The sequence below is a fragment of the Pseudomonas sp. PONIH3 genome (genome assembly GCF_002934345.1).
Lineage (GTDB): Bacteria > Pseudomonadota > Gammaproteobacteria > Pseudomonadales > Pseudomonadaceae > Aquipseudomonas > Aquipseudomonas soli.
The window spans coordinates 3,983,854-4,002,742 of record NZ_CP026386.1; the positions used below are offsets into that span (position 1 = coordinate 3,983,854).

The window sequence follows — 18,889 nt, forward strand, 5'->3', positions numbered from 1 at the left end:
TCAGGCCTCCTGCTTTTTCAGCATGATCAGGCTCAGCCCGGTGAAGGCGGCGAAGAAGCCCAGCAGCGCCAGGCACTGCGGCCACAGCTCGTGCAGGCCCAGGGCCTTGGTGAAGGTGCCGACGGCGATGTCGAGGAAGTAGCCGGCAGGGAACAGCTGGCCCATCAGCGCCGCCGCGCCCTCCAGCGACGAGCGCGGCACGATCAGCCCGGAGAACTGGATGGTCGGCAGGCTGGTGATGATCAGGGTGCCGAGGATCGCGGCGATCTGAGTGCGGGTGAAGGCCGAGATCAACAGGCCCAGGCTGGTGGTTGCCAGCAGGTAGGCCAGGCCGCCGCAGGCCAGGGCCAGCGGGCTGCCCTTGAGCGGCACGCCGAACAGCCAGCGGTTCATCGCCACCAGCAGCGCCAGGTTGACCAGGCTCACCGCGAGGTACGGCGCCTGCTTGCCGAGCAGGAACTCCAGGCGGGTCAGGGGCGTTGCGTAGAAGTTGGTGATCGAGCCCAGCTCCTTTTCCCGCACGATGCCCAGCGCGGTGAGCATGGCCGGGATGAAGGCCAGGATCAGTGCCATGACGCCGGGGCCGATGGCGTTCACGCTGACCACGTCCTGGTTGTAGCGAAAGCGCGTTTCCAGGCGCACCGGCTGCTGGCGCGAGACTGGGTTCGGGCCGAGGGCCGCGAGCTGTTCAAGGTTGGCCTGGTGCACGGTCTCGACATAGTTGCGGCTGGTCTCGGCGCGAAACGGCATGCCACCGTCAAGCCAGGCCGCAACCACCGGCTGGCGCCCTGCATGCAGGTCGCGGCCAAAGCCCGGAGGGATCTCCAGGGCCAGCTTGATCTCCGAGCGCTGCAAGCGCTGGTGCAGCTGGCGGGCATCGCGGATCGGCGGCCGCTCGGCGAAATAGCGCGAGCCACGGAAGGCCTCCAGGTAGGCGCGGCTCTGCGGGCTCTGGTCCTGGTCATAGACGGCGAAGGCGAGGTTTTCCACATCCAGCGAGATGCCATAGCCGAAGATCACCATCATGAACAATGCCCCTGCCAGGGCGAAGGCCAGGCGCACCTTGTCGCGCAGCAGCTCTTTGCCTTCGCGGCTGGCTACGGCCAGCAGGCGGCGCAGACTGAAGGCCTGGCGCAGAGCGGGCGCTGGGGCAGCGGCCTGCTCCAGCGTGGCGTCGGCTTGGGCCTGGGTGGGCGCGTCCTGGGCCTGTTCGAGGCAACGCACGAAGGCGTCTTCCAGGGTGTCGCCGCCGAACTGGATTTGCAGGGCCTGCGGTGTGTCGCAGGCCAGCACCCGGCCGGCGTGCATCAGCGAGATACGGTCGCAGCGCAGGGCTTCGTTCATGAAGTGGGTGGACAGGAAGATGGTCACCCCCTGCTCGCGGGACAACTCCACCAGCAGCCGCCAGAAATCGTCGCGGGCCGCCGGATCGACGCCCGAGGTTGGTTCATCGAGGATCAGTACTTCCGGGCGGTGCAGCACCGCCACGGCCAGCGACAGGCGTTGGCGCAGGCCCAGGGGCAGGGCGCCGGAAGGCTGGTCGGCGATGGCGCCAAGGTCGAAGCGCTCGATGAGTTCGGCGATGCGCGGTGCGCTGTCGGCCTTGGCCAGGTCGAACAGGCGAGCATGCAGCTCGAGGTTCTGCCGGGCGCTCAGCTCGCCGTACAGGGAATAACTCTGGGACATGAAGCCGACCCGCTTGCGCGTGGCCAGGTCGCCGGCATCCACCGGGCGGCCAAGCAGGCTGGCGCTGCCTTCGCTGGCCGGCATCAGCCCGGTGAGCACCTTCATGGTGGTGGTCTTGCCGCAGCCGTTGGAACCGAGGAAGCCGAAAATTTCGCCGCGACCGATGGCGAAGCTGACCTTGTTCACCGCGGTGAAGTCGCCGAAGCGCAAGGTCAGGTCGTGGGCCTCGATGGCGATCGGCCCATCATCGACCTGGCGTGGCGGAATCCGCAGCGGCTCGGGTTGCTCGCGGCCGGCCCCTTGAAAGTGGGTGAAGGCATCGTCGAGCTTGCCACTGGGCGTGGTCGCAGCCAGCTCACGGCTCAGGCCTGCAGCCAGCAGGCGCCCGGCATCGAGCATCAGGCAGTGCTCGAACTGCTCGGCTTCCTCCATGTAGGCGGTGGCCACCAGCAGGGTCAGTTGCGGGCGCTGGGCGCGCACTTGCTCGACCAGTTCCCAGAAACGCCGCCGTGACAGCGGGTCGACGCCGGTGGTCGGCTCGTCAAGAATCAGCAGGTCCGGCTCGTGGATCAGCGCGCAGCACAACCCCAGCTTCTGCTTCATGCCGCCGGACAGCTTGCCGGCCGGCCGCTCGGCGAAACGTTCCAGGTCGGTGGCGCGCAGCAGGCTGGCCATGCGTTGCTCGCACTCAGCGCGGCCGAGGCCGAACAGGGTGGCAAAGAAGCGGATGTTCTCGCGGATCGACAGCTCCGGGTACAGGTTGTTGCCCAGGCCCTGGGGCATGAACGCGACCTTGGGGTACAGCGCGGTGCGGTGGCGACGTTGGCGGATCGAGCCGCCGAGCACATGCAACTCACCCTGTTGCAGGCGCTTGACCCCGGCAATCAGCCCGAGCAGGGTCGACTTGCCGGCGCCGTCCGGGCCGATCAGCCCGCAGCGGGTGCCGGCCGGCAGGCTGAACGCGAGGGGGTGCAGGGCCTGCAGATCGCCATAACGGTGGCTGACGCCGTCGGCCTGCAGTGCTGTCGCCGCGTTCATTGCAGGCTGGCCGGCCAGCCCACGTCGGCGGTGCGCACGTACCCGGCGCCGGGCATGCCCGGCTTGGCCTGGGGCACGGCGCTCGGCTCGGTCAGGCGCAGCTTGACCCGGAACACCAGCTTTTGCCGTTCGTCACGGGTCTCGACCTGTTTCGGGGTGAACTGCGCCTTGCCCGCGACAAACGCGATCTTCGCCGGCAGGGCCTGCTCGGGCAGGGCGTCGAGCACGATCCGCGCCTGGTCGCCCACGGTCAGCCGGCCGGTGGTGGCGGCGGGCAGGTAGAGATTCATGTACTGGTCGCTGGGGTCGATCAGCATCAGCACCCGGCCACCGGCACCGAGCACCTCGCCAGGCTCGGCCAGGCGCAGCTGGATGATGCCGTCGATGGGGGCACGCAGGCTGCTGTCGTCGATTTCGCTGGTGAGCTGGGCGACCTGGGCTTCGGCCGCGCCGATGGCGGCCTTGATTGCCGCCAGCTGGGCGCGGGCGGCGACCACGGCAGAGGTGGCGGTGTCATAGCGGGCCTGCTGCTGGTCGAGCAGTTGCTGGCTGGCGAACTTGCGCTGGTAGATTTCGCGCACGCGCTTGAGCTCCTGGCTGGCCAGCAGCAGTTCGCTCTGGCGCAGCTGCACGCTGGCCTGGGCGGCGGCGTAGTTCTCGCGGGCGCGCAGCACTTCGGCCTCGGCCTGGCTGCGCTGGGCCTCCATCGTGCGGGTATCGATGCGCGCGAGCAGTTGGCCGCGGGTGACCTTGTCGCCTTCATCGACCAGCACCTCGGCCAGGCGCCCGGGGACCTTGCTGGCGATCTGCACTTCGGTGGATTCGAGGCGCCCGTTACCCATGCTCAGGCCTTCGGGCAGGCGGTCGTGAAGGGACTTCCAGTAACCCAGCCCGCCGGCCGCCAATAGCAGCAACACCAAGGCGGAGGCGAAGATTCTGGGGGCTTTTCGATTCATCGGTCTGCATCCTGCGGCTTGCACGCCTTATCCTGGCGCGACGCGCATCCTGGCGCGTTGATATTGGTCAAACCCCTGACAATAGACGCACAATCAGCTCAGCGCGAGGATCGCCGCCCATTGTTCTGCGGTCACCGGCATCACCGACAGGCGGCTGCCCTTTTGCACCAGTGGCAGTTCCTCCAGTGCCGCCTGCTGCTTGAGCAGGCCCAGGCCGAGTACCTGGCGGAAGGTCTGCACATGCTCGACATCCACCGCGCTCCACGGGTTCTTCTCGGCGCTGGCCTTGGCATCGTGGTAGTGGCTTTGCGGGTCGAGGGCGGTCGGGTCCGGGTAGGCCGCGGCGCTGATCCGGGCAATGCCGGCGATCCCTGGTTGCGGGCAGCTGGAGTGGTAGAAGAAGAACTCGTCGCCTATGCTCATGGCCCGCAGGAAATTGCGCGCCTGGTAGTTGCGTACCCCGTCCCAACGGGCACTGCCCAGGCGTGCCAAGGCTTCGATGGAGAGCTCGTCGGGCTCGGATTTCATCAGCCAGTAGGCCATGGATGCTGCTCCTGAAAGAGTTTGAAATAACTCGTTGCATGAAACCGACAGTCGGTTGGCGTCAACGTTTGCCTAGCGACTCATGTTGTCGGAAAATGCGCCGATTTTAAGCTATACGCTCCGGCAGCCATCAAGAAAGCCGCCGAGCCTGGACAGTTGTTCTTGGGGGGCAATCAATGAAACAACGTAAACCGGACCTGCTCTGGATCCTGGCCTTCATCTTCGGCCTGGGCGTGGTCACCACCGGTTACGCGCAAGGTTTGTGGGAGCGCAAGCTCGATGCCGCCTATCAGCAGGCGCCCGTCGATCCGGCGCAGCAACAGCACCGCTGATCGCGGGTTCACTTCGCTGCCAAGTACCAACCACGGTCTGACACCGTGCCTTGCAACGGTACATCCCAGCTTGCCTGGTTGAGCCGCTCCACCTTCTGGCATTCATGCGCCAGCCCCAGCAGCAATGGTTTTTTCCAGGCCTTGCGCCGGCTCTGATAGGCCAGGCTGCGGTCATAGAAGCCCCCGCCCATGCCCAGGCGCCCCCCCATCTCATCGAAACCGACCAGCGGCAGCAGGATCAGGTCCAGCGCCCAGATCGGCCTTTGGCGTTTGCGCTCGACTACAGGTTCGGCGATGCCGAAGCGGTTGGGTCGCAGCTTTTCCCCTGGCTCGAAACGCTGGAACACCATGCGTGTGGCGGGCCAGGCGTGCAACACAGGCAGGTAGACGTGCTTGCCGCGCCTGTGCGCCTCGCGCAGCAGCAGGCGCGGGTCGATCTCGCCATCATTGGGCAGGTACAGGGCGATATGCCGGGCGCGGCGGAACAGTGGATGCTGCGCCAACTGGCGATAGAGGCCTTCGGCGGCCTGGCGTTGCTGGGCGGGTGTGAGGGCGCGGCGGGCATTGCGCAGGAGGCGGCGAAGCTGGGGGCGGGTAAGCGGCGCGGTGTCGGTCATGGCACGGGCGATCCCTGAAGAAACGAAAAGCCCGCCGTGGAAGGCGGGCAGTTCTGAAAGCAGGCTCCCCGACAAGACCGCTATCGGTGTAGCCCTTGAACCCGAAAGTTCAAGGTGGAGATTGCAGGGGGCGTTAAGGCTTTCCGTCGGGCGGACATGCACACCTGCCCCAGCGTGCAACCCCCGTGGTTGTGCGTATCGGCTCAGGGACATAACCGACTGGCGCATCCCCCAGGGAGTGGCGCCAGTATACCAATCTCAGTCGCTTTTGCTAACCGGATCGTCGGAGAGGGCCTGGTCGACCCGTTCCAGCAGGTCACGCACCTGTTCGCGGGTGGTGCCGCCGCTGGCCACTTCGGGGCGTTCCTGGCGGTGCAGCAGCTCGTGGGTGATGTTCAGCGCGGCCATCACCGCGATACGGTCGGCGCCGATCACCTTGCCGCTGCTGCGGATCTCGCGCATCTTGCCATCCAGGTAGCGGGCGGCACCGACCAGGTTGTTGCGCTCCTCGGGCGGGCAGATGATCGAGTATTCCTTGTCGAGGATCTGGACGGTGACGCTATTGCTTGAACTCATGAGTCTTGCTCCAGGGCCTTGAGGCGCAGGATCATCGATTCGATCTTGCGTTTGGCGATCTCGTTCTTTTCGATCAGGTGGGCGCGCTCCTCGCGCCAGGATCGTTCCTGAGCTACTAAGAGTGCGTTTTGCCGCTTTAGTTGCTCGACCCGTTGGATCAGCAACTCGAACCGGCTCATCAGCGCTTGCAGGTCGTTCTCTTGCATGGATTGCACTCGATTCCTTGACTCGCCTGGCGATCATGCCTGCCCCAAGGGCGCGACGGCCAGTGCCGATGGTCTTGGCGCGCCTGCCGGTGCTAGGATACAAGGTCTCCATTCTAGTCATTGCGCCGTCTGGCGCCTAGCTGCCCATGCCCAATACCCAATCGCCCTACATTGCCTTCGCCATGTTGCTTTCGAGCAATGGCCACCCAGTCACCCCCGCCGAGCTGCACGGTCTGCTGATCGGCCGCAGCTGCGCCGGCGCCGGTTTCGATGCCGATGCCTGGCTGGCCGACGCCGCCCAACTGCTCGAGACCGAGCCCGGTGACACTGTCCGCAACGCCCTGGTCGGCCTGCAAGAGATGGTCAAGGCCGAGCTGACCGGCGACGACGTCGCCATCGTCCTGCTGCTGCCTTCCGATGATGCCGCACTCAGCGACCGCGCCACCGCGCTGGGCCAGTGGTGCCAGGGCTTCATCACCGGTTTCGGCCTGAACGCCGGTGGCAAGGACTTGTCCACCGATGCCAAGGAAGTGCTCCAGGACCTGGTGGCCATTTCGCAGGTCCAGGAAGCGCTGGAAGAATCCGAGGACGGCGAAAGCGACTACATGGAAGTCATGGAGTACCTGCGCGTCGCCCCGCTGCTGCTGTACACCGAGCTGGCCAAGCCCGAAGCGCCCGCGCCAAAGCCATCGCTGCACTGATCTGATCGGGGTCGTTTGCCCATGAGCCACATACCCAAGGCGGAGTACGCCCGTCGGCGCAAGGCGCTGATGGCGCAGATGGTCCCCAACAGCATCGCCATCCTGCCCGCCGCCGCAGTTGCCATCCGCAATCGCGACGTCGAGCATGTCTATCGTCAGGACAGCGATTTCCAGTACCTGAGCGGTTTCCCCGAGCCGGAGGCTGTGATCGCGCTGATCCCGGGCCGCGAGCATGGCGAGTACGTGCTGTTCTGCCGCGAGCGCAATCCCGAGCGCGAGCAGTGGGATGGCCTGCGGGCCGGCCAGGAAGGCGCGGTGCGTGATTTCGGCGCCGACGACGCCTTCCCCATCAGTGATATCGACGAGATCCTGCCGGGCCTGATCGAGGGCCGCGAGCGGGTCTACAGCAACATGGGCGGCAATGCCGAATTCGACCGCCGGCTGATGGAGTGGATCAATGTGATTCGCTCCAAGGCCCGCCTGGGCGCTCAGCCGCCGAACGAGTTCGTTGCCCTGGATCATCTGCTGCACGACATGCGCCTGTATAAATCGGCGGCGGAAGTGAATGTCATGCGCGAGGCCGCGGCGATCTCCGCCCGTGCCCATGTGCGCGCCATGCAGGCCTGCCGCGCTGGGCTGTACGAGTACAGCCTGGAAGCCGAGCTGGACTACGAGTTCCGCAAGGGCGGGGCGAAGATGCCGGCCTACGGCTCGATCGTCGCCGCCGGGCGCAATGGCTGCATCCTGCACTACCAGCAGAATGATGCGCCGCTCAAGGACGGTGACCTGGTGCTGATCGACGCCGGTTGCGAGATCGACTGCTACGCCAGCGACATCACCCGCACCTTCCCGGTCAGTGGGCGCTTCTCGCCCGAGCAGAAAGCCATCTACGAGCTGGTGCTCGCGGCCCAAGCCGCGGCGTTCGCCGAGATCGCCCCGGGCAAGCACTGGAACCATGCCCACGAGGCGACCGTGCGGGTGATCACCGAAGGGCTGGTGGCGCTGGGCCTGCTCAAGGGCGAGGTACAGGCGCTGATCGACAGCGAGGCCTACCGTGCCTTCTACATGCACCGCGCCGGGCACTGGCTGGGCATGGACGTGCACGATGTGGGCGAATACAAGGTCGGTGGCCAGTGGCGCGTGCTCGAGCCGGGCATGGCGTTGACGGTCGAACCGGGCATCTATATCGCGCCCGACAACCAGGCCGTGGCGAAGAAATGGCGCGGCATCGGCGTAAGGATCGAGGACGACGTGGTGGTAACCAGACAAGGCTGTGAAATCCTCACTTCGGGTGTGCCACGCACGGTCGCCGAGATCGAGGCGCTGATGCACGAAGCGCGTAAGGACGCCGCATGAACCGGGTCAACCTGGCGATCATCGGTGGCGGCCTGGTGGGCGCCAGCCTGGCCCTCACGCTGCAGGCCGCAGCTAAGGCGCGTGGCTGGACGATCCTGCTGATCGAGCCGTTTGCACCGGGCGACAGCTTCCAGCCCAGCTACGACGCGCGTTCTTCGGCGCTGTCCTACGGCACCCGGCAGATCTATGAGCGGCTGGGGCTGTGGCAGGCCATCAGCCGCCGCGCCGAGCCGATCCGGCAGATCCAGGTGTCCGACCGTGGCCGCTTCGGCGCCGCGCGCCTGGATGCGCTGGAGGAAGGCGTGCCGGCGCTCGGCTATGTGGTGGAGAACGCCTGGCTCGGCCAGTGCCTGTGGCAGGCCATCGACAACGAGGTGGTCAGCTGGCGCTGCCCAGCGCAAGTGCAGGCGATGCAGGCCATCGCCGGTGGCTATCGGTTGCAGCTGGACGACGACACCGTGTTGGAGTGCGACCTGGCGGTGCTGGCCGATGGTGGCCGTTCGGGCCTGCGCGAGCAGTTGGGCATCCATGTGCGCCACACGCCGTATGACCAGAGCGCGCTGATCGCCAACATCACCCCAGGCGAGGCCCATGCCGGGCAGGCGTTCGAGCGCTTCACCGAGCAAGGGCCGATGGCCCTGCTGCCGCTGGCAGACAACCGCTGCGCGCTGGTCTGGACCCGCCAGGGCATGGATGCCAAGCGCCTGGCCGAGCTCGACGAGCGCAGCTTCCTGCGCGAACTGCAGGAAGCATTCGGCTACCGCCTCGGCGCCCTGCGCCAGGTCGGTGCCCGTCATCTCTATCCACTGTCGCTGGTGGAGGCCGAGGAGCAGGTGCGCCCGCACCTGGTGGTGCTGGGCAATGCTGCCCACAGCCTGCACCCGATCGCAGGCCAAGGCTTCAACCTGTCGCTGCGCGATGTGCAGTCGCTGGCGGACGCCTTGCTGGCCGGCCCGGCGCTGCCGGGCGATCTGCCCACGCTACAGGGCTATCACCAGCGCCAGCGCCTCGACCAGGCCTTGACCATCGGCTTCTCCGATCAGGTCACCCGTGTGTTCGGCAGCAGCCAGCCGCTGCTGGCGGCCGGGCGCAACCTCGGCCTGCTCGGGTTGGACTTGCTGCCGCCGGCGAAAAGCTGGTTCGCCCGCCAGGCCATGGGCCTCGGTACTCGCCCCGATCCGCGGGGCCGCCCATGAGCGCTGCGCGCCGGCTCGCACGGCGAGCGCGGATGCTGCGCTGGTTGCTGAACTTCTACCCGCCCTACCTGGGCGCCGGCATCCACATCCAGGAAATCAGCCCGGACATGCGCAGCGTCAAGGTGCGCATGAAGCTGACGCGGTGGAATCGCAACTACGTCGGCACCCAGTTCGGTGGCAGCCTGTACGCGATGGTCGACCCGTTCTACATGCTGCTGCTGATCGAGCAGCTGGGGCGCGAGTACATCGTCTGGGACAAGGCCGCTTCCATCGATTTCATCTCGCCGGGCAAGGGCCCGGTGTATGCCGAATTCCACGTCGACGACGCGCTGCTGGACGAGATCCGCCAGCAGACCGCCAGCGGCAAGAAGTACCTGCCGCGGTTGCAGGTGGAGATCCGCGATGGCGCCGGCGAGCTGGTGGCGCGGGTCGACAAAACTTTATACGTGCGGCTCAAGCCGCAAGCGAGGCAGGCGTAAGGCATGGAAATGCGCGCAGATCTGTTGATTGTCGGTGCCGGCATGGTCGGCAGCGCCCTGGCCCTGGCCTTGCGCCACAGTGGCCTGGAGGTGCTTCTGCTCGACGGTGGGCCGTTGTCGGTCAAGCCGTTTGACGGCGAGGCGCCTTTCGAACCAAGGGTCAGTGCCCTGTCGGCGGCCAGCCAGCGCATTCTCGAGCGCCTGGGGGCCTGGGAGGGCATCGCCCGGCGCCGTGTCTCGCCGTACTCGGACATGCACGTGTGGGATGGCAGCGGCACCGGCGAGATTCATTTTTCCGCGGCCAGCGTGCATGCCGAGGTGCTGGGGCATATCGTCGAGAACCGTGTGGTCCAGGACGGCCTGCTGGAGCGCCTGCACGATAGCGATGTCGGGCTGCTGGCCAATGCCCGCCTGGAACAGTTGCGCCGCTCCGGTGACGAATGGTTGGTGACCTTGGCCGATGGTCGCAAGCTGCGCGCGCCGCTGGTGGTCGCCGCTGACGGCGCCAATTCGGCTGTACGTCGCCTGGCCGGTTGCCAGACCCGTGAATGGGATTACCTGCATCACGCCATCGTCACCAGTGTGCGTTGCAGTGAGGCGCACCGCGCCACGGCCTGGCAACGCTTCACCGACGAAGGCCCGCTGGCCTTCCTGCCGCTGTCGCGTGATGGCCGCCAGGACTGGTGCTCGATCGTCTGGTCGACCACGCCGGAGCAGGCCGAGCAGGCCATGGCGCTGGACGATACGGCGTTCCGCAAGGCGCTTGAGCGTGCCTTCGAAGGCCGACTGGGCGACGTGCTCGAGGCTGATCCGCGGGTCTGCGTGCCGCTGCGCCAGCGCCATGCCAAGCGTTATGTCGATGAAGGGCTGGCGCTGATCGGTGACGCCGCCCACACCATCCATCCGCTGGCGGGGCAGGGGGTCAACCTGGGCTTCCTCGATGCCGCCGTGCTGGCCGAAGAGCTGGTACGTGCCAGCGAGCGCGGCGAGCGCCTGGCCGATGTGAAGGTGCTGAGCCGCTTCGAACGGCGGCGCATGCCGCACAACCTGGCGCTGATGGCGGCGATGGAGGGCTTCGAGCGGTTGTTCCAGGCTAACCCGTTGCCGCTGCGCTGGTTGCGTAATAGTGGGTTGAAGCTGGTGGAGCAGATGCCGGAGGCCAAGGCGCTGTTCGTGCGCCAGGCGTTGGGGTTGTCCGGGGACCTGCCGGAGTTGGCCAAGGCCTGAGGGTCGCTGGGGCTGCGCCGCAGCCCCTTGCAACATTCGGTAACGGCTAAGCAGATGAGCGGGAAAATGGGATTCACTACCATTTGCACCTCTCAACCCAGCGAGGAGTACCCCCGATGTTGCCCCGCAAGCCCCTACTGGCCGCTCTGGCCCTCACTCTGTTCGGCGGCACCGCCCAGGCGGCGGAAGAAGTGGTGGTGTACTCCTCGCGCATCGACGAGCTGATCAAGCCGGTGTTCGATGCCTACACCGCCAAGACCGGCGTCAAGATCAAGTTCATCACCGACAAGGAAGCGCCCTTGATGCAGCGCATCAAGGCCGAGGGCGAGAACGGCGTGGCCGACCTGCTGCTCACCGTCGATGCCGGCAACCTCTGGCAAGCCGAGCAGATGGACATCCTGCAACCGATCAAGTCGGCCACCATCGACCAGAACATTCCGCCGCAATACCGCGCCTCGTCCCACGACTGGACTGGTCTGAGCCTGCGCGCACGGACCATCGCCTACTCCACCGACCGGGTCAAACCCGCCGAGCTGACCACCTACGAGGCCTTGGCCGACAAGCACTGGGAAGGCCGCCTGTGCCTGCGCACGGCGAAGAAGGTCTATAACCAGTCGCTGACCGCCACCCTGATCGAGAATCACGGCGAGGCCGAGACCGAGAAGCTGATCAAGGGCTGGGTCAACAACCTCTCCACCGACGTGTTCTCCGACGACACCGCAGTGCTTCAGGCCATTGCCGCTGGCCAGTGCGACGTGGGCATCGTCAACACCTATTACTACGGGCGCCTGCACAAGGAAAAGCCTGATCTGCCGGTGAGGCTGTTCTGGCCCAACCAGGGTGACCGCGGTGTGCACGTCAACCTGTCGGGCATCGGCCTGACCAAGCATGCGCCGCATCCCGAAGCGGCAAAGAAACTGGTGGAGTGGATGACCGGCGAAGAGGCACAGAAGCTGTTTGCCGACATCAACCAGGAGTTCCCGGCCAACCCGAAGGTGAAGCCATCGGCGGAAGTGGCGGCCTGGGGTAGCTTCAAGGCCGACAGCATTCCGGTGGAAGTCGCTGGCAAGCGCCAGGCCGAAGCCATTCGCTTGATGGATCGGGCTGGCTGGAACTGAGTCCACCGCCTTATCCTTGAGAACCGATCGCGGGGCAAGCCCGCTCCCACGAACCATGCGGACGTGGGAGCTGGCTTGCCCCGCGATGCTATCGCACAGCCATCGAGATTTTCGATTTGCCCCATTATCCCCAACGCCGCTGGTACCTGCCGGTCTTCCTGGTCGCCGCCCTGGTCTTGCTGCCGCTCAGTGTCTTGCTGTTGTCATGGCAGTCGGTCGACACCCAGATCTGGTCGCACCTGCTCGACACCCAGATGAGCCGCCTGCTGGGCAATACCCTGACCCTGGTGCTGGGCGTGGGTATCGGCGTGTGCGTGCTGGGGGTTAGCCTGGCGTGGCTCACCAGCCTCTGCGAATTCCCTGGCCGGCGTTGGCTGGATTGGGCGCTGATGCTGCCGTTCGCCATCCCGGCCTATGTGCTGGCTTTCGTCTTCGTCGGCCTGCTCGATTTTGCAGGCCCCGTGCAGACCGCGCTGCGCGAGGTGTTCGGGCCCATGCGCCTGCCCAGGGTGCGCTCCACTGGTGGTGTGATCACGGTATTGGTGCTGGTGTTCTACCCCTACGTCTACCTGCTGGCGCGTACGGCCTTCCTGGCCCAGGGCAAGGGCTTGATGGAGGCGGCGCGGGTGTTGGGGCTGTCACCGCTGCAGGCCTTCTGGCGGGTGGCCTTGCCCATGGCGCGGCCGGCCATCGGCGCCGGCATCGCCCTGGCACTGATGGAGACCCTGGCCGATTTCGGCGCGGTGGCAGTATTCAATTTCGACACCTTTACCACAGCCATCTACAAGACCTGGTACGGCTTCTTCAGCCTCTCCAGCGCGGCGCAACTCGCCAGCCTGCTGCTGCTGGCGGTGATGCTGGTGCTGTATGGCGAGCGCCGGGCCCGAGGCGCCAGCCGCAGTGGCAACGAACGCCCGAGGGCGCAGGCGCTTTATCACTTGCGGGGCATCAAGGCGTTGGCTGCCAGTGGCTGGTGCCTGCTGGTGTTCGCCTGTGCCTTCGTCATTCCGATGCTGCAGTTGCTGGCGTGGTTCTGGCAGCGCGGGCGGCACGACCTCGACGAGCGCTATCTCGGCCTGGTCATGCACACCCTGTACCTGGGGGCCATGGCGGCGCTGATCACGGTCAGCGTGGCCATGCTTCTGGCGTTCGCCAGGCGGCAGGCCCCGACTGCCGGTATCCGCGCCGGGGTTGGATTGGCCAACTTGGGTTACGCCTTGCCCGGCTCGGTGCTGGCCGTGTCGATCATGCTGGCGTTCAGCTACCTGGACAACCAGCTGGTAGTGCCGCTGTCCCAGTGGTTGGGCGGGGTGGGCAAGCCGTTGTTGCTGGGAAGCTTATCGGCATTGTTGCTCGCCTATCTGGTGCGGTTCATCGCCGTGGCCTATGGTCCGCTGGAGAGCAGCCTGGAGCGGATCCGCCCATCGCTTCCGGAAGCGTCGCGCAGCCTCGGGGTCGCTGGCCCAGGATTGTTTTTCAAGGTGTATCTGCCGTTGCTGGTGCCCGGCGCCCTCAGTGCCGCCCTGCTGGTGTTCGTCGATGTACTCAAGGAGATGCCGGCGACTTTGCTGATGCGCCCGTTCGGCTGGGATACCCTGGCCGTGCGCGTGTTCGAGATGACCAGCGAGGGCGAATGGGCGCGTGCTTCGCTGCCAGCGTTGACCCTGGTACTGGTCGGCCTGCTGCCGGTGATCGGGCTGATCCGCCGCTCGGCCCATCGTCCGGGGCATCCGCGCTGAGGGTGTCACGCAGCGCCCTTGCGGCTACAATGCGCGGCATTCGCAGCGACGGGTCTACAAGAACAGGTGATGACAGAACATCGCCGACCGCCGCTGCCTCGCCACGCCCGGAAGGAGAAACCCATGGGACAGCGTACGCCTCTGTATGACCTGCACCTGGCGCTCGGCGCCAAGACGGTCGATTTCGGCGGATGGGACATGCCCCTGCACTACGGCTCGCAAGTCGAGGAGCACCACCAGGTGCGCAGTGACTGCGGGGTGTTCGATGTTTCCCACATGACGGTCATCGATATCGATGGCTGCGCCGCCACGCCCTGGCTGCAACACCTGCTGGCCAACGACGTGACGCGCCTGGAAAGCCCCGGCAAGGCCCTCTACAGCCCGCTGCTCAATGCCGAGGGCGGGGTCATTGACGATCTCATTGCCTACCGCACCGAAGACGGTTATCGCCTGGTGGCCAATGCCGCCACCCGCGACAAGGTGCTGGCCTGGCTGCAGGCCCGCAGCGAAGGCTTCAAGGTGAATTTCAAGGCACGGCCTGAACTGGCCATTCTCGCCATCCAGGGGCCGCATGCCCGAGAAAAGGTCGCTGCCCTGCTCAGCGCCTCGCGGGCCGCGCTGATCCGCGAGCTGCGCCCCTTCGAAGGCCTCGCCGACGGTGACTGGTTCATCGCCCGCACCGGCTATACCGGGGAAGACGGGCTGGAAATCATTCTTCCGGGCGAACAGGCCCCGGCGTTCTACAACGACCTGGTCGGCGCCGGTATCGCCCCGAGCGGCCTGGGCGCCCGCGATACGCTGCGCCTGGAAGCCGGCATGAACCTGTATGGCCAGGATATCGATGAAGCCCATACTCCTTTGACCTCCAACCTGGGCTGGAGCGTCGCTTGGGAGCCGGTCGGGCGCGAATTTATTGGCCGCAGTGGCTTGCTCGCTGAAATCGAACAGGGCGTGAAGGAAAAACTGGTCGGCCTGGTGCTTGAGGAGCGTGGCGTATTGCGCGCGCATCAGGTGGTCCGTGTATCCGGGATTGGCGAAGGGGAGATCACCAGTGGTAGTTTCTCGCCTACGCTGAGCAAATCCATTGCCTTGGCCCGCGTGCCCATGGCCACCGGTGACCGAGCCGAGGTGGAAATCCGCGGCAAGTGGTACCCGGTGCGAGTGGTAAAGCCGACCTTCGTGCGCCATGGCAAGATCCTGATCTGAACATTAACGGCGGGCCGTCCGCTGACCCATTACGAGGAATACAAGACAATGAGCCAAATCCCCGCCGACCTGCGTTTTGCCGAAAGCCACGAGTGGGCTCGCCTGGAAGCCGATGGCACGGTGACCGTGGGCATCAGTGACCACGCCCAGCAAGCACTGGGCGACGTGGTGTTCGTCGAGCTGGCCGAAGTCGGCAAGGTGTTCGCCGCAGGCGACGCCGCTGGCGTGGTCGAGTCGGTCAAGGCCGCCTCGGATATCTATGCGCCGGTGGGTGGTGAAGTCATCGCGGTCAACGAAGAACTGGCCGACAGCCCGGAGCTGCTCAACGAAGAACCTTACGAATCGTGGATCTTCAAGCTGAAGCCGAGCGACAAGTCCGAGCTGGACAAGCTGCTGGATGCAGCAGGCTATACAGCGCTGATCGGCGAGTAACAGGGCCGCCCTTATCGCGGGGCAAGCCCGCTCCCACGGAGTATTCCTTGTGGGAGTGGGCTTGCCCCGCGATAAGGGCCGCACGGCAAACGCAATAATCCCCGCACATTCGGCAATCCTTCCTAGACTTGTAAGTCTCCATGAGAGCTGGTCCAGGAAGAGATCGTCGCCATGTCCCAGTCGCCATCGCTGAGCCAACTGCAAGAGTCCAACCCTTTCCTGCGTCGCCACCTGGGGCCCGATGCCCAGGAGCAGCAGGCCATGCTCGACGCCCTCGGCGTCGCCAGCCGCAGTGAACTGATCGAGCAGACGGTGCCGCCGGGCATCCGCTTCAATCGCCCACTCGACCTGCCGCCGGCCCTCGATGAGCAGGCCGCACTGGCCAAACTCGCGGGCTACGCTGCGCAGAACCAGCTGTGGACCAGCCTGATCGGCATGGGCTACCACGCCACCATCACCCCCACGGTCATCCTGCGCAACGTGCTGGAGAACCCTGGCTGGTACACCGCCTACACGCCCTACCAACCGGAGATCGCCCAAGGCCGGCTGGAGGCGCTGCTGAACTTCCAGCAAATGGTCATCGACCTTGCCGGCCTGCCCCTGGCCAATGCCTCGCTGCTAGACGAGGCCACCGCCGCGGCCGAGGCGATGGCCCTGGCCAAGCGCGTGGCGCGCAGCAAGAGCAACGCCTTCTTCGCCGACGAGCACTGCCACCCGCAAACCCTGTCGGTGCTCAAGACCCGCGCCGAGGGGTTCGGCTTCGAGCTGATCGTCGATTCGGTGGATAACCTGGGCCGGCACCAAGTGTTCGGCGCGCTGTTGCAATACCCCGATACCCACGGCGAGGTGCGCGACCTGCGCCCGCTGATCGACCAGCTGCATGGCCAGCAGGCCCTGGCCTGCGTCGCCGCCGACATCCTCAGCCTGGTGGTGCTGACGCCGCCCGGCGAACTGGGTGCCGACGTGGTGCTCGGCTCGACCCAGCGCTTTGGCGTGCCCATGGGCTATGGCGGGCCGCACGCGGCCTACTTCGCCTGCCGCGACGACTACAAGCGCGCCATGCCCGGGCGCATCATCGGCGTATCACGTGATGCCCGTGGCAACACCGCGCTGCGCATGGCCCTGCAGACCCGCGAGCAGCACATTCGTCGCGAGAAGGCCAACTCCAACATCTGCACGGCCCAGGTGCTGCTGGCCAACATCGCCGGCTTCTACGCCGTCTATCATGGCCCCGAGGGCTTGCAGCGCATCGCCCAGCGCGTGCATCGGCTGACGTTCATCCTCGCCGCCGGCCTCGAAGCCAAAGGCATCAAGCGCCTCAACCAGCATTTCTTCGACACCCTGACGCTGGACGTCGGCGGCACCCAGGCGGCGATCATCGAAAGCGCCGAGGACGCCCGCGTCAACCTGCGCATTCTCGGTCGCGGGCACCTGGGGCTGAGCCTGGACGAGACCTGCGACGAAGCCACGGTGCTGAAGCTGTTCGATATCTTTCTTGGCGTCGACCACGGCCTGGACATTGCCGCCCTCGACCAGCAGGCCCTGCCCGAAGGCATCCCCGGCGCGCTGGTGCGGCGCACACCGATCCTGCAGCACCCGGTGTTCAACCTGCACCACAGCGAGACCGAGATGCTGCGCTATCTCAAGCAGCTGGAGAACAAGGACCTGGCACTCAACCAGTCGATGATCCCGCTGGGCTCGTGCACCATGAAGCTCAATGCCACCAGCGAGATGATCCCCATCACCTGGCCTGAATTCGCCCAGCCGCATCCGTTCGCCCCGGCGGCGCAGGTGCAAGGATACAAGGCGATGATCGATGAGCTCGAAGCCTGGTTGTGTGCCATCACCGGCTTCGATGCGATCTGCATGCAGCCCAACTCGGGCGCCCAGGGCGAGTACGCCGGGCTGATGGCGATCACTCGTTATCACCAGAGCCGCCACCAGGCCGGGCGCACGATCTGCCTGATCCCGTCCTCGGCCCATGGCACCAACCCGGCGTCGGCGCAGATGGCCGGCATGGAAGTGGTGATCGTCGAGTGCGACGAGGATGGCAACGTTGACCTCGATGATCTCAAGGCCAAGGCGCGCCATGCCGGCGAGCGGCTGTCATGCCTGATGGTGACCTACCCGTCTACCCATGGGGTGTACGAAGAGGGCATCCGCGAGATCTGCGAGGTGGTGCACCAGCTTGGCGGGCAGGTTTACATGGACGGCGCCAACCTCAATGCCCAGGTGGGGCTGACGCGGCCGGCGGACATCGGTGCCGATGTCTCGCACATGAACCTGCACAAGACCTTCTGCATCCCCCATGGCGGCGGTGGCCCGGGCATGGGGCCCATTGGCATCCGGGCACACCTCAAGCCGTTCGTGGCCAGCCACCCGGTGGTGCCGGTGCCGGGGCTGGACCCGAACAACAGCGCGGTGAGCGCGGCGCCGTGGGGCAGCGCCAGCATCCTGCCGATCAGCTGGATGTACATCGCCATGATGGGGCCGCAGCTGGCCGATGCCAGCGAGGTGGCGATCCTGTCCGCCAACTACCTGGCCAGCCAGCTGCGCGATGCCTTCCCGGTGTTGTATCGCGGGCGCAACCAGCGCGTGGCCCATGAATGCATCTTCGATCTGCGCCCGCTCAAGGCGTTGACCGGCATTACCGAGGAGGACGTGGCCAAGCGCCTGATGGACTATGGCTTCCATGCCCCGACCATGTCGTTCCCGGTACCGGGCACGTTGATGGTCGAGCCCACCGAGAGCGAGTCGAAGGCCGAGCTGGACCGTTTCGTCGAAGCGATGCTGGCGATCAGGGCGGAGATTGCCGAAGTCGAGGAAGGCAACTGGCCGGCCGAGGACAACCCGCTCAGGCACGCGCCGCATACCCTGGCCGATGTACTGGCGCCGTGGAGCCGGCCATACAGTCTCGAGCAGGGCATCGCCCCCAGCGCTCACGCCCGCCAGCACAAGTACTGGCCGGCGGTGAACCGGGTCGACAATGTGTATGGGGACAGGAATCTGTTCTGCGCGTGCGTGCCGGTGGAGGCGTATCGTTGAGCTAGCGATCCACCTCCACTGCAGGAATGGACTTACTCGGCCACGGCGTTCTTGGCCAGGATCGCGTTGGCCAGTTCCATGTCACTGGCCTGCACGCCCGGATTGTCCGCGCGCACCTGGCGGATCGCTGCTTCCAGGAACGGCCCGCGAATGGCGCCCTCACTGGCAACGAAGCTGCCGGCGTCGTCCTGGGCGGCGACGATCAGCTTGTGGTCCTTGAAGGTCAGGTAGGTCGAGGCGGTGGTCGCACCGGAGGAGATGATATTGCGCCAGAACGTGTCGGCCATGGCGGAGCCAAGGGGCAGCGAGAACAGGACGGTGGCTGCGATGGCTGTTTTGAGACGCATGATGAATCACCTCGGTGTATGAGGGCGGTTGAGATGCCGATTTGATCGTTGCCCATGGCCCCAAGTTCCCGGCTACAAAGGAGATTTCT

The 18,889-nt window shown here is 65.9% G+C and carries 18 protein-coding genes and 1 other RNA gene; 11 read left to right on the plus strand and 8 right to left on the minus strand.

Annotated features, from left to right (window positions below; translation table 11 throughout):
- The 3 genes from rbbA to C3F42_RS18455 all read right to left on the minus strand — a co-directional run bounded on the left by rbbA (position 1) and on the right by C3F42_RS18455 (position 4,223).
- A complete protein-coding gene (gene rbbA, locus C3F42_RS18445; RefSeq protein ID WP_104444723.1) occupies positions 1-2,724 on the minus strand; it encodes a ribosome-associated ATPase/putative transporter RbbA in 2,724 nt (907 codons plus the stop codon).
- Entirely contained in the window at positions 2,721-3,680 is a 960-nt protein-coding gene (locus C3F42_RS18450; RefSeq protein WP_104444724.1) for an HlyD family secretion protein, read from the minus strand. Before C3F42_RS18450 ends, rbbA begins: the two co-directional genes overlap by 4 nt.
- 93 nt (positions 3,681-3,773) lie before the next feature.
- Positions 3,774-4,223, minus strand: a complete 450-nt coding sequence (locus C3F42_RS18455) for an EVE domain-containing protein (RefSeq protein WP_023631740.1) — start codon at positions 4,221-4,223, stop codon at positions 3,774-3,776.
- A 176-nt stretch (positions 4,224-4,399) separates the two neighbouring features.
- Between C3F42_RS18455 and C3F42_RS29640 the strand changes: the two genes are divergently transcribed.
- Positions 4,400-4,555 carry a hypothetical protein gene (locus C3F42_RS29640; protein WP_011536298.1) on the plus strand — a complete coding sequence of 52 codons (156 nt, stop codon included), beginning with the start codon at positions 4,400-4,402 and terminating at the stop codon, positions 4,553-4,555.
- 8 nt (positions 4,556-4,563) lie between these two features.
- Here the strand turns inward: C3F42_RS29640 and C3F42_RS18460 are convergent, their stop codons facing one another.
- From C3F42_RS18460 to C3F42_RS18475, 4 genes are all read right to left on the minus strand, one after another.
- Positions 4,564-5,172, minus strand: a complete 609-nt coding sequence (locus C3F42_RS18460) for a 5-formyltetrahydrofolate cyclo-ligase (RefSeq protein WP_094010942.1) — start codon at positions 5,170-5,172, stop codon at positions 4,564-4,566.
- A 61-nt stretch (positions 5,173-5,233) separates the two neighbouring features.
- Positions 5,234-5,413, minus strand: a non-coding RNA gene (gene ssrS, locus C3F42_RS18465) — 6S RNA.
- 17 nt (positions 5,414-5,430) lie between these two features.
- On the minus strand, positions 5,431-5,748 hold the full coding sequence (locus C3F42_RS18470) for a cell division protein ZapA (RefSeq protein ID WP_023631617.1): 318 nt from the start codon (positions 5,746-5,748) through the stop codon (positions 5,431-5,433).
- Positions 5,745-5,954: a TIGR02449 family protein gene (locus tag C3F42_RS18475; RefSeq protein ID WP_094010943.1), complete on the minus strand. Its 210-nt coding sequence runs from the start codon at positions 5,952-5,954 to the stop codon at positions 5,745-5,747. The genes C3F42_RS18470 and C3F42_RS18475 overlap by 4 nt, the downstream gene beginning before the upstream one ends.
- A 146-nt stretch (positions 5,955-6,100) precedes the next feature.
- Between C3F42_RS18475 and C3F42_RS18480 the strand changes: the two genes are divergently transcribed.
- The 10 genes from C3F42_RS18480 to gcvP all read left to right on the plus strand — a co-directional run bounded on the left by C3F42_RS18480 (position 6,101) and on the right by gcvP (position 18,453).
- The gene (locus C3F42_RS18480; RefSeq protein ID WP_038707024.1) at positions 6,101-6,655 is read left to right on the plus strand and encodes a YecA family protein; all 555 of its coding nucleotides are present in this window, start codon (positions 6,101-6,103) and stop codon (positions 6,653-6,655) included.
- A gap of 21 nt (positions 6,656-6,676) precedes the next feature.
- Positions 6,677-8,011, plus strand: coding sequence for a Xaa-Pro aminopeptidase (pepP, locus tag C3F42_RS18485; RefSeq protein ID WP_104444725.1), 1,335 nt, complete (start codon positions 6,677-6,679; stop codon positions 8,009-8,011).
- On the plus strand, positions 8,008-9,207 hold the full coding sequence (ubiH, locus tag C3F42_RS18490) for a 2-octaprenyl-6-methoxyphenyl hydroxylase (protein ID WP_094010944.1): 1,200 nt from the start codon (positions 8,008-8,010) through the stop codon (positions 9,205-9,207). The genes pepP and ubiH overlap by 4 nt, the downstream gene beginning before the upstream one ends.
- Positions 9,204-9,686 (plus strand): DUF4442 domain-containing protein, encoded by a 483-nt coding sequence (locus C3F42_RS18495; RefSeq protein ID WP_023633020.1) that lies wholly within the window; start codon positions 9,204-9,206, stop codon positions 9,684-9,686. The genes ubiH and C3F42_RS18495 overlap by 4 nt, the downstream gene beginning before the upstream one ends.
- Before the next feature lie 9 nt (positions 9,687-9,695).
- Complete coding sequence (locus C3F42_RS18500) at positions 9,696-10,913, plus strand: 2-octaprenyl-3-methyl-6-methoxy-1,4-benzoquinol hydroxylase (protein WP_167335940.1); 1,218 nt, start codon at positions 9,696-9,698, stop codon at positions 10,911-10,913.
- 116 nt (positions 10,914-11,029) lie between these two features.
- On the plus strand, positions 11,030-12,031 hold the full coding sequence (locus C3F42_RS18505) for an extracellular solute-binding protein (protein ID WP_104444726.1): 1,002 nt from the start codon (positions 11,030-11,032) through the stop codon (positions 12,029-12,031).
- Between the two features lie 116 nt (positions 12,032-12,147).
- Positions 12,148-13,770 (plus strand): iron ABC transporter permease, encoded by a 1,623-nt coding sequence (locus C3F42_RS18510; RefSeq protein ID WP_038707021.1) that lies wholly within the window; start codon positions 12,148-12,150, stop codon positions 13,768-13,770.
- A gap of 123 nt (positions 13,771-13,893) precedes the next feature.
- On the plus strand, positions 13,894-14,976 hold the full coding sequence (gene gcvT / locus C3F42_RS18515; protein ID WP_038707020.1) for a glycine cleavage system aminomethyltransferase GcvT: 1,083 nt from the start codon (positions 13,894-13,896) through the stop codon (positions 14,974-14,976).
- Positions 14,977-15,024: 48 nt separating this feature from the next.
- Positions 15,025-15,408, plus strand: a complete 384-nt coding sequence (gcvH, locus tag C3F42_RS18520; RefSeq protein WP_023631627.1) for a glycine cleavage system protein GcvH — start codon at positions 15,025-15,027, stop codon at positions 15,406-15,408.
- A 171-nt stretch (positions 15,409-15,579) separates the two neighbouring features.
- The gene (gene gcvP / locus C3F42_RS18525; protein ID WP_094010949.1) at positions 15,580-18,453 is read left to right on the plus strand and encodes an aminomethyl-transferring glycine dehydrogenase; all 2,874 of its coding nucleotides are present in this window, start codon (positions 15,580-15,582) and stop codon (positions 18,451-18,453) included.
- A 32-nt stretch (positions 18,454-18,485) separates the two neighbouring features.
- Here the strand turns inward: gcvP and C3F42_RS18530 are convergent, their stop codons facing one another.
- On the minus strand, positions 18,486-18,800 hold the full coding sequence (locus tag C3F42_RS18530) for a DUF2388 domain-containing protein (RefSeq protein WP_023631628.1): 315 nt from the start codon (positions 18,798-18,800) through the stop codon (positions 18,486-18,488).
- Between the last annotated feature and the right edge of the window lie 89 nt (positions 18,801-18,889).